Source organism: Thauera sp. (assembly GCF_035444905.1).
Taxonomy (GTDB): domain Bacteria; phylum Pseudomonadota; class Gammaproteobacteria; order Burkholderiales; family Rhodocyclaceae; genus Thauera.
Genome location: NZ_DAOMPS010000003.1, coordinates 114,169 through 126,952 on the forward strand (window position 1 = coordinate 114,169; position 12,784 = coordinate 126,952).

13 protein-coding genes are annotated in these 12,784 nt (G+C 70.1%); 1 reads left to right on the forward strand and 12 read right to left on the reverse strand.

Annotated features, from left to right (window positions below; all coding sequences use genetic code 11):
• Positions 1 to 37: 37 nt before the first annotated feature.
• Positions 38 to 1,633, reverse strand: a complete 1,596-nt coding sequence (locus PLC66_RS02540; RefSeq protein ID WP_324537599.1) for a thymidine phosphorylase family protein — start codon at positions 1,631 to 1,633, stop codon at positions 38 to 40.
• 183 nt (positions 1,634 to 1,816) lie between these two features.
• On the opposite strand from PLC66_RS02540, the gene PLC66_RS02545 reads away from it, so the two are divergent.
• Positions 1,817 to 2,239, forward strand: coding sequence for a CBS domain-containing protein (locus PLC66_RS02545; protein WP_324537601.1), 423 nt, complete (start codon positions 1,817 to 1,819; stop codon positions 2,237 to 2,239).
• 18 nt (positions 2,240 to 2,257) lie between these two features.
• Here the strand turns inward: PLC66_RS02545 and PLC66_RS02550 are convergent, their stop codons facing one another.
• The 11 genes from PLC66_RS02550 to PLC66_RS02600 all read right to left on the reverse strand — a co-directional run.
• On the reverse strand, positions 2,258 to 3,271 hold the full coding sequence (locus tag PLC66_RS02550; RefSeq protein WP_324537603.1) for a DUF5924 family protein: 1,014 nt from the start codon (positions 3,269 to 3,271) through the stop codon (positions 2,258 to 2,260).
• 24 nt (positions 3,272 to 3,295) lie between these two features.
• Positions 3,296 to 4,036, reverse strand: coding sequence for an SDR family oxidoreductase (locus tag PLC66_RS02555; RefSeq protein WP_324537605.1), 741 nt, complete (start codon positions 4,034 to 4,036; stop codon positions 3,296 to 3,298).
• Positions 4,037 to 4,142: 106 nt separating this feature from the next.
• A complete protein-coding gene (locus tag PLC66_RS02560; RefSeq protein ID WP_324537607.1) occupies positions 4,143 to 4,877 on the reverse strand; it encodes an SDR family oxidoreductase in 735 nt (244 codons plus the stop codon).
• Positions 4,874 to 6,127 carry an ABC transporter ATP-binding protein gene (locus PLC66_RS02565; protein ID WP_324537609.1) on the reverse strand — a complete coding sequence of 418 codons (1,254 nt, stop codon included), beginning with the start codon at positions 6,125 to 6,127 and terminating at the stop codon, positions 4,874 to 4,876. The genes PLC66_RS02560 and PLC66_RS02565 overlap by 4 nt, the downstream gene beginning before the upstream one ends.
• The gene (locus PLC66_RS02570) at positions 6,124 to 7,188 is read right to left on the reverse strand and encodes an ABC transporter ATP-binding protein (RefSeq protein ID WP_324537611.1); all 1,065 of its coding nucleotides are present in this window, start codon (positions 7,186 to 7,188) and stop codon (positions 6,124 to 6,126) included. Before PLC66_RS02570 ends, PLC66_RS02565 begins: the two co-directional genes overlap by 4 nt.
• Positions 7,185 to 8,156 (reverse strand): ABC transporter permease, encoded by a 972-nt coding sequence (locus PLC66_RS02575; protein WP_324537613.1) that lies wholly within the window; start codon positions 8,154 to 8,156, stop codon positions 7,185 to 7,187. Before PLC66_RS02575 ends, PLC66_RS02570 begins: the two co-directional genes overlap by 4 nt.
• A gap of 10 nt (positions 8,157 to 8,166) precedes the next feature.
• Positions 8,167 to 9,150 carry an ABC transporter permease gene (locus PLC66_RS02580; RefSeq protein ID WP_324537615.1) on the reverse strand — a complete coding sequence of 328 codons (984 nt, stop codon included), beginning with the start codon at positions 9,148 to 9,150 and terminating at the stop codon, positions 8,167 to 8,169.
• Positions 9,151 to 9,246: 96 nt separating this feature from the next.
• Positions 9,247 to 10,842, reverse strand: coding sequence for an ABC transporter substrate-binding protein (locus tag PLC66_RS02585; RefSeq protein WP_324537617.1), 1,596 nt, complete (start codon positions 10,840 to 10,842; stop codon positions 9,247 to 9,249).
• 131 nt (positions 10,843 to 10,973) lie between these two features.
• Entirely contained in the window at positions 10,974 to 11,435 is a 462-nt protein-coding gene (locus tag PLC66_RS02590; protein ID WP_324537619.1) for a CopD family protein, read from the reverse strand.
• 84 nt (positions 11,436 to 11,519) lie between these two features.
• Positions 11,520 to 12,125: a TIGR04282 family arsenosugar biosynthesis glycosyltransferase gene (locus PLC66_RS02595; protein ID WP_324537621.1), complete on the reverse strand. Its 606-nt coding sequence runs from the start codon at positions 12,123 to 12,125 to the stop codon at positions 11,520 to 11,522.
• Positions 12,122 to 12,784: TIGR04283 family arsenosugar biosynthesis glycosyltransferase (locus PLC66_RS02600; RefSeq protein WP_324537623.1), on the reverse strand; the 663-nt coding region annotated here is incomplete at its 5' end. The genes PLC66_RS02595 and PLC66_RS02600, both read right to left, overlap by 4 nt.

The following is a 12,784-nucleotide window of genomic DNA, read 5'->3' on the forward strand; positions in this document are numbered from 1 at the left end:
GGCGCCGTCTGCCTGAAGCGCGCGCCGCGCGGCCGGCTCAGAACTCCACGAACAGGTGTGACAGCTCTGCGGCCGCGCCGACCGTGTAGCCGGAGGCGCGCGCACTGGCCTGGCGGGCGAATTCCAGGTCGGCCGCATAGTCCGCATACACCCGATACAGCACCTCGCCACGGGCGACCGGGTCGCCGAGCTTCTTCAGCAGGTCCACTCCCGCCCCCTGCACCTTGGGCGCGCCGGCGACGCGGGCGATGCGGGCGAGCTGCAGGTTGTCGATGCCGGTGACCAGGCCATCGGCCTCGGCCAGCACCTCGAAGCTGAGGCGCGCCAGCGCGGGGGTGTTGTGGTCGAAGGGCTTCGCGCCCTGGGCGCGGATGATCGCGTCCATCTTGGCCAGCGCACGGCCGGAGTCGAGAATGTCGCGCGCAATGGCGAAGCCGTCGCCGCCGCGCACGTCGGGGTCGAACTCGAGCATGCGCCCAGCCAGGCGCAACGCCTTCTGGCGCAGGTCGTTGGGCGCACGCGGGTCGTTCTCGAGCACGCGCATGACGTCGCGCGCCTCCAGCACCGGCCCGATGCCGATACCGATCGGCTGGCGGCCATTGGTGATGACGACGTCGATGACGAGGTTCATGCGTGCGGCGACGAACTCGAACAGCTTGCGCAGCCGCTGCGCCTCGGGCATCGAGCGCACCTTTGCGGTGGGCCCAACCGGGATGTCGAGCACGAGGTGGGTCGAGCCCGCCGCCACCTTCTTCGACAGGATGGAGGCCACCATCTGCCCGGGCGAGTCGATCGACAGCGGGCGCTCGACCGAGATCAGCACGTCGTCGGCCGGCGACAGGTGGGCGGTGCCGCCCCAGGCGAGGCAGCCGCGGTGCTCGCGCACGATGTCGGCGAGCGCATCGACCGGCAGCTCGACCCTGGCCAGCACCTCCATGGTGTCGGCGGTGCCCGCCGGCGAGGTGATCGCGCGCGAGGAGGTCTTGGGGCACAGCATGCCGTGGGCGGCAACGATGGGCACCACCAGCATCGAGGTGCGGTTGCCGGGAATGCCGCCGATGCAGTGCTTGTCGACCACCGGACGCTCGCGCCAGTCCAGACGCTGGCCGACCGCCGCCATCGCCTCGGTGAGGAAGTACACCTCCTCGCGATCGAGCTCGCCCTGGTTGCTGGCGACAACGAAGGCAGTGAGCTCGATCTTCGAATAGCGGTGCTCGGCAATGTCGCGCACGATGGCACGGAAATCGTCGCGCCCGAGGCGCTCGCCGGCAATCTTGCGGTGCAGCGCCGGAATCGAGGACGGCGGCTCCGCCTGCTCCACCATCGCCGGGTGGCCGTTGTCCACGCCGAGCTGGGCGAAGGCGTCGAGCGACAGCCCGATCTCGTTGCAGCGCACGATGCGCGGATCGTCCACCACGTTCAGCGTGGCCAGCACGCGGCGGCCGTTGGCGCGCACCTCGACCTTGGCCAGCGCCTGGAAGCCTTCGGCGCGGTAGATCTCGCAATCGCGATGCAGGTAGGCGACGTTCTCGCGATAGGTGTCGATGGCCACCCGCCGCAAACGGAGCGGAAAGGGCTGATCCGGGGCACTCGCGGGCGGTTCGGGGGGCGAAGGTGCAGGCGTCGTGTTCATGCCGAAAAGACTACACCCGCCTGCCCGGCGCGCGCAGCTCCATCGTCGATGCGGCGCGTCACAGCGCACGCTTGCGAGCCCGCATGGCGCTGATGGCGTGCAGGCTTAACAAATGTCAACGCGGTCAAGCGCCTTGACGCTTAAGCTGTGACGGAAATCACACACAGGAACCAGGGGACCATCATGACCAACCGCAACATCTCCTTCATCGTCAAGGAACAGAACCCCCTGATGCTGCGCCCCACGGACACCGTGGAAGTGGCCTGCCAGCACATGTGCGAGCGCCGCGTCGGCGCGGTGCTGGTGACCGACGCCCATGCCCACCTCAAGGGCATCTTCACCGGCCGCGATGCGGTGCAGGTGCTGGCGCGCCACGGCGACGCCGCGCGCGTGCATCTGTCCGAGGTCATGACCGCCAAGCCCGACACCATTGCCCCCGAGCGCACCGCGATCGAGGCCCTGCGCATGATGTGCGATGGCGGCTACCGCCATCTGCCGGTGGTCACCGACGGCAAGGTCGTCGGCATCGTGTCACGCAGCGACTTCAAGGGCCTCGAGCTCGACCAGTTCGAGGACGAAACCAGCCTGTGGGAACGCATCTGCTGAGCTGAGGGCAGGCGCCGCTCAGGGATCGACGCGAAAGCGCAAGGTGCCGATCATGCGGTCGTCGTCGGTCAGCACGCGGATCTGCCAGCGCCCCTCGGGGTGCTCGGGGAAATTGAGCTTGCGCGTCCACGCCCGGTAGCCTTCGGCGCGGCCGCCGCTGACCTCGAGCTCGATGCGGTCAACCTCCTTGCCGTCGTGCAGCCAGACGTGGCGCACGCGCTCGCGCAGGCCGAGCGGCGCATGGATGGCGGTGTAGGCATACAGGCCCTGTTGGCGCAACTGCGCCGCGCCGATGCGTGCGAGCGTCTGTTGCGGGCGGCGTTCGACGATGTCCATCGCGGTGGTGAGCGCCATCTCGGTCATCCTCAGGGTGGCGGGCGGCACCCACAGGCGGGCGAACCAGCCGGCCGCGCCGAGCGCGGCCAACAACGCCAGCACCAGCAGCCCGCGCCACCAGCGCGGCACGGTGATGGAACCGGCCAGGGTCGGAAAGGACAGCAGCACCGCCACGCCGAGCGCGAGCTGGTAGCTCGTCATCGCCGGCAGGCGCAGGATCAGCGGCAGGGCCACCAGCAGCAGCACGAACAGCGTGAAGGTGTGATAGCCGAGGAAGAGCCAGCGCCGTGGCGCCAGCCGGCGGTAGTACACCGGGTCGACGATGGCCACCAGCGCCGCCAGCACGACAGCGCCCGAGAACAGCGCCTGACCGCTGTTCCACGAGGTGCTGGCGATGAAGAAGGGCAGCGCGAAGAACAGGCTTTCCTGGTGGGTGAACTGGGTCAGGTAGCGCAGCAGCACCGGCGGCAGGCCGAAGCCGAAGCGCGCCGCCAGCGCATTGCTCAGCACCCGCTCGAGCACCAGCAGCAGCCAGGCCACCAGCATCGCCGCTGCCATCGCGCGCCCCACGCCCTCGTGACGCTCGATCAGCCAGAAGCTCAGCACACCGGACACGAAGCCGAAGGCCGCGACCAGACCCGGGTGCCGGCGCACCCAGATCAGCAACCGCAGCAGGCGGATCTTCAGGACCGCCACGGGCTCATCCCGGGATGCATGCCGTCACTGCATCAGGTCGCGCAGGTCGGCCACCGCCTCACGGCCGAAGTCCGCATCCAGCAGGTAGTCGACCAGGTGCATGGCGCACTCCGCGGGCGCGACCAGGCCGCCACTGCGCTGCATCTCGACGAAGCGGTCGCGCAGCGGAAAGTACTCGGTGGTGGTGGCGCGGATCTCGCCCTGCATCGCGGTGTCGAGCACCCCCGGCGCCAGGCTGCAAATGCGCACGCCTGGGCTGGCCTCGACCTGCACCGCGCGTGCGTGGTGATCGAGCGCCGCCTTGCCGGCGCAGTACACGCTCCAGCCGGCATAGGGCTTGCGCGCTGCACCGCTCGAAACATGCAGGATGCGACGCTCGCCTGCCGCAGGGCTGGCCGCCACCAGGGCCGCGGACAGCATCAGCGGCGCGGCCACGCTGAGCGCAATCGCCTGCGCCACCGCCGCCGGGTCCTGCGCGGGCAGCAGCGCCATCGGCTGCAGGGTGCCGGCATTGTTGATCAACAACACGGTCTCTGCTCCCGCCAGCCAGTTGCGCAGCGCGGGCCCGGCGAGCCAGGCCGCGAGCGCGGCGCTGTCGGCGAGATCGAGACGCTGCTCGCGCAGCAAGCCGGGGTGGGCGGCGGCCAGGGCCGCGTTGGGCTGCCTGGCCAGGCCGAGCACGCCGATGCCGCGCGCCAGCAGTTCTTCGGCGAGCGCCGCGCCCAGGCCGCGGCTGTGTCCGGTAACGATTGCCTTCGTCCTCACGTCTGCCTCCACGGTCTTCACCTCCATTGCGTTCACCTCCACCGCCGACACCGCCGCGCCCACACGCCTGCAGTGTCGCCGGACATGGACTGGCCCTCGCGCACCATTACCACGGCAGGCGTTCGCCGCGGTAGCTGAAGAACTCGCCCGAATCCTGCGGCCCCAGCCCCGCCAGCACGCCGAGCAGGCGCTCGGCGGCCTGCGCCGGGCGCTGCACCTGCAGGCCGGCCTTGGCAAAGGGTGCCGACAGCGCGGTATCGACCGTGCCCGGATGCAGGGCCACGCAGATTGCCGCCGGATTTCGCCGGCGCAGCTCGATGGCCGCGGTGCGCACGAGCTGGTTGAGCGCCGCCTTCGAGGCGCGGTAGGCATACCAGCCGCCCAAGCGGTTGTCGCCGATGCTGCCGACCTTGGCCGACAGGGTGGCGAACAGCGCCCGCCCGCTTGTCGGCAGCAGCGGCAGGAAATGCTTCATCAGCAGCGCCGGGCCGATGGCATTGATCGCGAAGGCATGGGCGAGATGGGCCGGATCGAGCTGGCGCAGGCTCTTCTCCGGGCTGAAGCCCGCGCCGTGCAGGAAGCCGGTCGCATCGAACACCAGCCGCGGTACGCCGCGCCCGGCGACGACGCGGGCGCAGGCGGCGATGCTGGCCTCGTCGCGCAGATCGAGCGCCGGCGTGCTGCCGCGGCCGAACACCAGCACCTCGGCAAAGGCCGGGTCGGCCCGCAGCGCCGCGGCCAGCGCGCCGCCGATGCCGCCACCGCCTATCACCACGGCCAGCGCCGGCGGGGCCGCCGCGTTCGGCCCGGTCTGGGCGCGGCCCTGCACCTCACTGCTCATGTCGTCTCCCGCCTCGCGCTGGAACCCGCGTCCGCCTCGTCCAGCACTGCGTCGCGCCCCTCTTCCACCGCATGGCAGGCCACCCGCTGGCCCTGGTCGAGCGCGTGCAGGACCGGCGCCTCGCTGCGGCAGCGCGCATCGGCGAGCGGGCAACGGGGATGGAAGCTGCAGCCCGGCGGCGGCGTGATCGGGTTGGGCACCTCGCCGCGCACCAGCTCCTCGCGCCGGCCGCGCATGTCCAGGCTGGGGATGGTCGCCAGCAGCATGCGAGTGTAGGGATGGCGCGGGCGCTCGAACAGCCGGCGGCGGCTGGCGAGCTCGACGATGCGGCCGAGGTACATCACGCCGACCTGGTTCGCCATGTGGCGCACCACCGCGAGGTCATGGCTGATGAAGAGGTAGGTGAGGCCGAGCGCGTCCTGCAGGTCGCGCATCAGGTTGAGGATCTGCGCCTGCACCGAGACGTCGAGCGCCGAGGTCGGCTCGTCGCACACCAGGAACTCGGGGCGGTTGGCGAGCGCGCGCGCGATGCAGATGCGCTGGCGCTGGCCGCCGGAGAACTCGTGCGGATACTTGCTGCCATCGGCCGGCGACAGCCCGACCTGGTCGAGCAGCTCGGCGACGCGGGCGCGAATGGCCGCGTCGTCGCGCTCGAGCCCGAACACGCGGATCGGCTCGGCAATGATGCGCTCGACCCGCCAGCGCGGATTGAGGCTGGCGTAGGGGTCCTGGAAGATCATCTGGAAGCGGCGGCGCAGCTTCTGGCGCTCGGCCGCGCGCGTGACCAGGGCGACGTCACGGCCATCGAACACGATGCGCCCGGCCGAAGGCTCGTAGAGGCCGACGATCAGCCGCGCCACGGTCGACTTGCCGCAGCCCGACTCGCCCACCAGGGCGAAGGTCTCGCCGCGCGCGATGTCGAAGGAGACACCATCGACCGCCTTCAGCCAGCGCCGCGGCTCGCGCTCGAACAGGCGGTTGAGGAAGGGCCTGGAGACGTCGAAGGCGCAGCGCAGGTCCTCGACGCGCAGCAGCGGCCGGGCCTCGGGCTCGTGCGCCGCCCGCTCGACGCGGGGCGCTGCCTGTTCGCCCGCTGGCAGCAGCGCTGCACCGGGCGCCTGCACCTCATCCACCGGCAGTGGCGGAGCGGGCGTTTCCACTGCGGGCTGATGGGTCAGGCCCTCGGCGGTCTCGACCGCCTCCCTGTCCTCTTGCTTGGCCTTGTTCAGCGCCCGCTCGATGATGCTCATGCCTCGCCTCCCGACGCGCTGACCGCAGCCCCCAGCCCGGCTGGCGCGGCCTGCTCGCCGTCATACAGCCAGCAGGCCGCGCGCGTCGCGCCAGCCGCCATCAGATCGGGCCGCTCGCGCCGGCAGCGCTCGAAAGCCTCCGCGCAGCGCGGGTTGAAGGCACAGCCAGCGGGGACGGCATTCAGGCGCGGCATGGCGCCGTCGATCTGTACCAGCCGGCGCACGTCCGCCCCCAGCACCGGGATCGAGCCCATCAGGCCGCGGGTGTAGGGGTGCGCAGGCCGGCGCACCAGCTCCTCGACCGGGCCGATCTCGGCCAGCCGGCCGGCGTACATCACGGCGACGCGGTCGGCGGTCTCGGCGATCACGCCCATGTCGTGGGTGATCAGCATCACCGCCGTGTGGTGCTGACGGCACAGCCGGCGCAGCAGGGCGATGATCTGCGCCTGCACCGAGACGTCGAGCGCGGTTGTCGGCTCGTCGGCGATGATCAGCTCGGGCTCGGCGCACAGCGCCAGCGCGATCACCACGCGCTGGCGCATGCCGCCGGAGAACTGGTGCGGGTAATGGTCGATGCGCTGGCGCGGCGCCGGGATGCCGACCTCGTCGAGCAGCTCGATCGCGCGCTCGCGCGCCTGGCGATCGGACAGCTCGAGGTGGGTGAGCATGGTCTCGACCAGCTGCTGGCCGACCGTGTACAGCGGGTTCAGGCTGGTGAGCGGGTCCTGGAAGATCATCGCGATGCGGCGCCCGCGCAGGCGGCGCAGGCGCTCGGCCGGCAGGGCGTGGATGGGCTCGCCGTCGAGCAGGATCTCGCCGGCGGCGATGCGCCCGGGCGGCTCGAGCAGGCCGATGATGGCGGCGCCGGTGAGCGACTTGCCGGCACCCGACTCGCCGACCACGCCCAGCACCTCGCCACGCGCGATGTCGAAGGAGACGTCGTCGATCGCCACCAGGGTGCCGCGCCGGGAGGAAAACTCGATGCGCAGATTGCGCACCGACAGCAGCGGCACGCCCTCGCGCGCCGGCACCTGGTACACCGCGGGCGATCTCGATCTCATCGGCGCAGCCTCGGGTTGAGCGCATCGCGCAGCCAGTCGCCGAGCAGGTTCACCGCCAGCGCGAGCAGCAGCAGGGTGAGGCCGGGAAAGAACACGATCCACCACTCACCCGAGAACAGGAAGTCCTGGCCGACGCGGATCAGCGTGCCCAGGCTGGGCTGGGTGGGCGGCACGCCGACGCCGAGGAAGGACAGCGTCGACTCCAGGATGATGGCCAGCGCCAGGCCGATGGTGGCGATCACCAGCACCGGCCCCATCACGTTGGGCAGGATGTGGCGCAGCAGGATCGTCCGTGCCGGTACGCCGATCACGCGCGCGGCCTGCACGTACTCCTTGTTCTTCTCGGCCAGGGTCGAGCTGCGCACGGTGCGCGCGTATTGCACCCAGTCCGACAGGCCGATCGCCACCACCAGCACGTAGATCGCCATCCTGTCCTGCAGCGCCGGCGGCACCACACCCTTGAACACGCCGAAGATCAGCAGCGCCACCAGGATCGCCGGGAAGCTCAGCTGCACGTCGGCGATGCGCATGATCAGGCTATCGACCCAGCCGCCGCGGTAGCCGGCGATGAGGCCGAGGGTGATGCCGAGCAGCGCGGCAAAGGCCACCGCCGCAACGCCGACCAGGATGGACACACGCGAACCGTACAGGATGGCCGAGAACAGGTCGCGACCCTGGGCGTCGGTCCCCAGCCAATACACGTTGCCGGTGAATTCGTTGGCCTGCATCGGCCGCGTGAAGCCGTCCATCAGGTTCAGCGTGGCCGGGTCGAAGGGGTTGTGCGGCGCAATAACCGGCGCCAGCAGGGCGGCAGCGAAGATCACCAGCGTCACCAGGGCCGAGACCACCGTCACCGGCGAATGGGTGAAGCTGTAGAAGAGGTCGCTGTCGACGAAGCGTGCCCAGCGCGAGGGCCGTGCCCGAGCGGTCGGGGACGACGGATCGGATGCGGAGGGCGCGCCAGGCATGGGCAGGGACTCAGTGGCCGCGGCCGCTGCGCTGCACGCGCAGGCGCGGATCGACGACGAAGTACAGCAGGTCGACGATCAGGTTGATGACGACGAAGATCAGCGCGATCAGCACCAGGTAGGCGGCCATCACCGGGATGTCGACGAACTGCACCGCGGTGATGAAGAGCAGGCCCACGCCCGGCCACTGGAACACCGTCTCGGTGATGATGGCGAAGGCGATGATCGAGCCGATCTGCAGCCCGGTGATGGTGATCACCGGCAGCAGGGTGTTCTTGAGCGCATGGCCGAAATGCACGGCGCGGTTGGAGAGGCCGCGTGCACGCGCGAACTTGATGTAGTCGGTGCGCAGCACCTCGAGCATCTCGGCGCGCACCAGGCGCATGATCAGCGTGAGCTGGTACAGGCCGAGCGTGATCGCCGGCATGATCAGCGACTTCAGGCCCGAGGTGGTGAGCAGCCCGGTCGTCCACCCGCCGAGCGCGACCACCTCGCCGCGGCCGAAGGCGGGCAGCACCTTCAGCTCCACGGCGAACACGTAGATCAGCAGGATCCCGATCAGGAAGGTGGGCAGCGACACCCCCACCAGTGACAGGCCCATGATCGCGTGGCTCAACCAGCCGTCACGGCGCAGCGCGGTATACACGCCGAGCGCGATGCCGATCACCAGCGCGCCGACGCCCGAAATCAGCGCCAGCTCGAGCGTCGCCGGCAGGCGCTCGGCGATCACGTCCGCCACCGGCCTCGCCATGCGGTAGGACACGCCGAACTCGCCGCGCGCGGCGTTGGCGACGAAACGGAAGAACTGCACCGGCACCGCGTCGTTGAGCCCGAGCGACTCGCGCAAGGCCTCGCGCTCGGCCATCGTCGCCTCCTGACCGACCATGTTGTTGATGGGGTCGCCAATGAAGCGGAACAGGCCGAAGGACACCAGCGCCACCGTCAGCATGACGAGGACGGACTGCAGCAGGCGGCGCAGGATGAAGGCGAGCATTAGGGCCTTGAGGTAGGACGCGCCGGGCGCGACGGATCGGGACGGAAGCCTGCGGGGCGCCGTGCGCCGCCGCGAGGGCGGGCACGGCGCGGACGCTCACTTCCTGAACTTCAGCAGCTTGAAGTAGGGATAGTTCTCGGACTGGACCGGGAAGTCGATGTTGTCCTTCATTGCCCAGTTCAGCATCTGGTGGTGGATCGGCAGATAGACCACGTCGTCCTGCACCGTCTTCCACACCTCGGCGACCATGCCGGCGCGCTTGTCGGGGTCGATCTCGCGGGTCATCGCCGTGACCAGTTCATCGACACGCGGACTGGAATAGCCGCTGAAGTTCCACGCCCCGCCCTTGTCGCTCTTGGTCTCGAACAGGTAGTGGAAGACGTAGTGCGAGTCCATCGTCGGCACGCCCCAGCCCAGCATGTAGAGGTCGTACTCGCCCTTGGGCAGCTCGGCGAAGTGGATGCTCTTGGGCTGGGCGCTGAGGCGGGCGCGCACGCCGATCTGGCCGAACATGCCGGTCACCGCCTGGCAGATCGCCTCGTCATTGACGTAGCGGTCGTTCGGGCAGGCGAGCGTCACCGAGAAGCCGTTCGGGTAACCGGCCTCGGCCAGCAGGGCCTTGGCGCGCGCGACGTCAGTGGCGGGCACCACGTCCAGCGCCTTGTCGTAGCCATCGATGAAGGGCGGCGCGACGATGCCGGCGGGCACCGACTGGCCGCGCATCACCACGCGCTGGACCGCCTCGCGGTTGATGGCGATGTTCATCGCCTCGCGCACGCGCTTGTCGGCAAAGGGGTTCCTGCCCTTCACGTCCGAGCTGCGCAGCTCGCGCAGGGCCTGCTGCATGCCGAAGAAGATGGTGCGGTTCTCCGGCCCGGAGCGCACCACCAGACCCTTGGCGGCCGACAGGCGCTCGAGGTCCTGCACCGGCGGATCGAGCAGGAAGTCGATCTCGCCCGACAGCAGCGCGGCTACGCGGGTGGCGGCCGAGCGCACCGGCGTGAACACCACCTTGCTGACTTCCATCGGGAAGATGCCCTTGCCCCAGTAGTCCTCGTTGCGCTCGAGCTCGGTGCGCACGTCCGGCTCGCGCTTGACCAGGCGGAAGGGCCCGGTGCCGTTGGCGTTGCGTACCGCGAAGGTCTCGTCGCCGGCCTTGTAGTTCTGCGGCACGGTCACCTTGTTGGCCTCGGCCCACTCCCTGTCCATGATGAAGAGATTGGTGAGGTTGTTCGGCAGCAGCGGGTTGGGGCCGTCGGTGCGCATCTGCACGGTGTGATCATCGACCTTGATCACCTCGACCACGGTGGTCAGCAGCCCCTTCATGTCGGCGTTGTCGTGCTTGGCGCGCATGATCGAGAACACCACGTCATCGGCGGTGAAGGGGTTGCCGTTGTGGTACTTCACCCCCTCGCGCAGCTTGAACTCCCATACCGTCGGGTCGTCGGTGATGCGCCACGAGGTCGCCAGCCGCGGCGCCAGCTTCATGGCCTGATCGCGGAACACCAGCGAGTCATATACTTGGTGGTTCATGACGTGGGTCGGGCCCTCGTTCTGCGAGTGCGGATCCATCGTCAGGGCGTCGCCAGCGGCGGCCCAGCGCACGGTTTCGGCGGCGGCCGGGCCGGCGGCCAGTGCGGCGAGGGCGGCGGTCGCGATCGACAGTGCAGCGGCAACACGGGGGGTCTTCATTCGTGGCATCTCCGGGTAGGGGTGGATGGCTGCAGACAGGCCCGGCGATTGTTGCATCGCCGGCCTGCGCGGCATAGCCCGACGACGGCGTGATACGGGTAATCCACGACACCGGGCGCCGCCCGTGCCGCTCAGCCCAGCCAGCGCCCGAGCGTGCCCATCGCGATGGTCAGGAAACCAAGCGTCAGGTTGGTGCCCACCAGTTGCCGGATGCGACCCAGCGCCGCGCCGCCCGCCTTCCAGTTTTCGCCGGCGACCGCCTTGCCCAAGCCCGCATACGGCACGAAAAAGACGTAGGCGAAGATCGCGATCATCACCAGCCCCATCACGAACATGATGTGCTGGTAGAGCGGCGCCGCCGCGAAGCCGATACGCAGCAGCAGCGCCAGCCCGCTCGCCAGCACCGCGGCCACTGCCACCCACACCCAGGTGAAGAAGCGCGCCAGCACGCCGCGCCACAGGCGCAGCCGCGGCGGCGGCTCGAGCTGGCTGGCGGCCTCGGGACGCAGGCAGACGTAGGCGAAGAACATGCCGCCCACCCAGACGACGACGCCGGCGATGTGCAGGAACAGCAGGAAGGGGTGGATGGTCACGGCCAGTCGCTCCGGTTGGATGAAGTCATGCCCGATTGTGCCGGAAACGGACAAGGCTGCGCGCCCGCTGCCCCGCGGGTGCCCTCACCACCCCGCCGGCAGATGCACCAGATCGGCGGGCTCGTCGATGTCATGGAGCAATGGCAGGCGGGTGCGCGACCAGCCCAGCGCGTCCAGCCGCGCCAGCGTGACGCGTGCCACGGCGGGCGTGCTCCAGGCGATGTCCTCGAACAGGCTGGCATCGAAGCGGCGCAGCCCGAGCAAGGCATAGCCGCCATCGGCGGTGGGGCCGATGACCGCGTCGGTCTCGCACAGGGCATTCGCGGCCCGGCGCAGGCAGGCGGCGTCGAGCCCGGGGCAGTCGGTACCGGTCAGCAGCACGGCCTCGCCCGCTTCGATCACGCGCTGCGCCGCGCGCGCCATGCGTGCACCGAGATCGCCCTCGCCCTGCGCCGTCAGCACCAGCCCGTCCGGCAGTTCGACGCCGCGCCATGCGGCATCCGCAGGGGACGGCGTGGCACACAATTCGACCGCCGCCACCCCGCTCAGCAAGGCCTCACTCAAGGCGTGTATCAGCATGCGCGCCGCCAGCGACGCCGCCCCTTCGGCGCCGAGCGCGGGAATCAACCGTGTCTTCACCCGCCCTGGCTGCGGCGCCTTGGCGAACACCACGATGCGGGTCGCGCTCACCGGTAGGCGTCCGCCAGACGCTCGGCCGGCACGCCGCGCCAGTAGGCCCAGCGCAGCCGCCACATCAGGAAGATGGTGCGCCACACGCCGCGCTGCTCCCAGCGCCGCCCCGAGGTGCTGACCCGCGCGCGCAGGCAGGCCGGCCGCGATGTGCGCAGCAGCCGGCGCGAGAGCTCGACATCCTCCATCAGCGGCTGGTCCGGGAAGCCACCGACCGCCTCGAAGACGTCGCGCCGCACGAAGATCGCCTGGTCGCCGGTGGCAATGCCGGTCAAGCGCGAGCGCAGGTTCATCAGCGCGGCGACCACGCGCAGCATCGGAGGGTGCCCGGTGATGAGCACGTCGAAGCGCCCCCAGGCGCAGCGATCCTTGGCCAGCACCGCGCGCACCGCCACATCGGCATCCACCGGCAAACGGGTATCCGCATGCAGGAACAGCAGCGCCTCGCCATGCGCCGCCGCGGCTCCGACATTCATCTGCCGCGCGCGACCGCGTTCAGCCTCCAGCACGGTGAAGCCCGCAGCGCGCGCCATGGCGCCGCAGTCGTCCTCGCTACCGCCATCGACCAGCAGCACCTCGCAGCCGCGCGCCCGCCACTGCGCAAGATGCGCCAGCAGCCCCGGCAGCGCCGCCGCTTCGTCGAGTATCGGCACGATGAT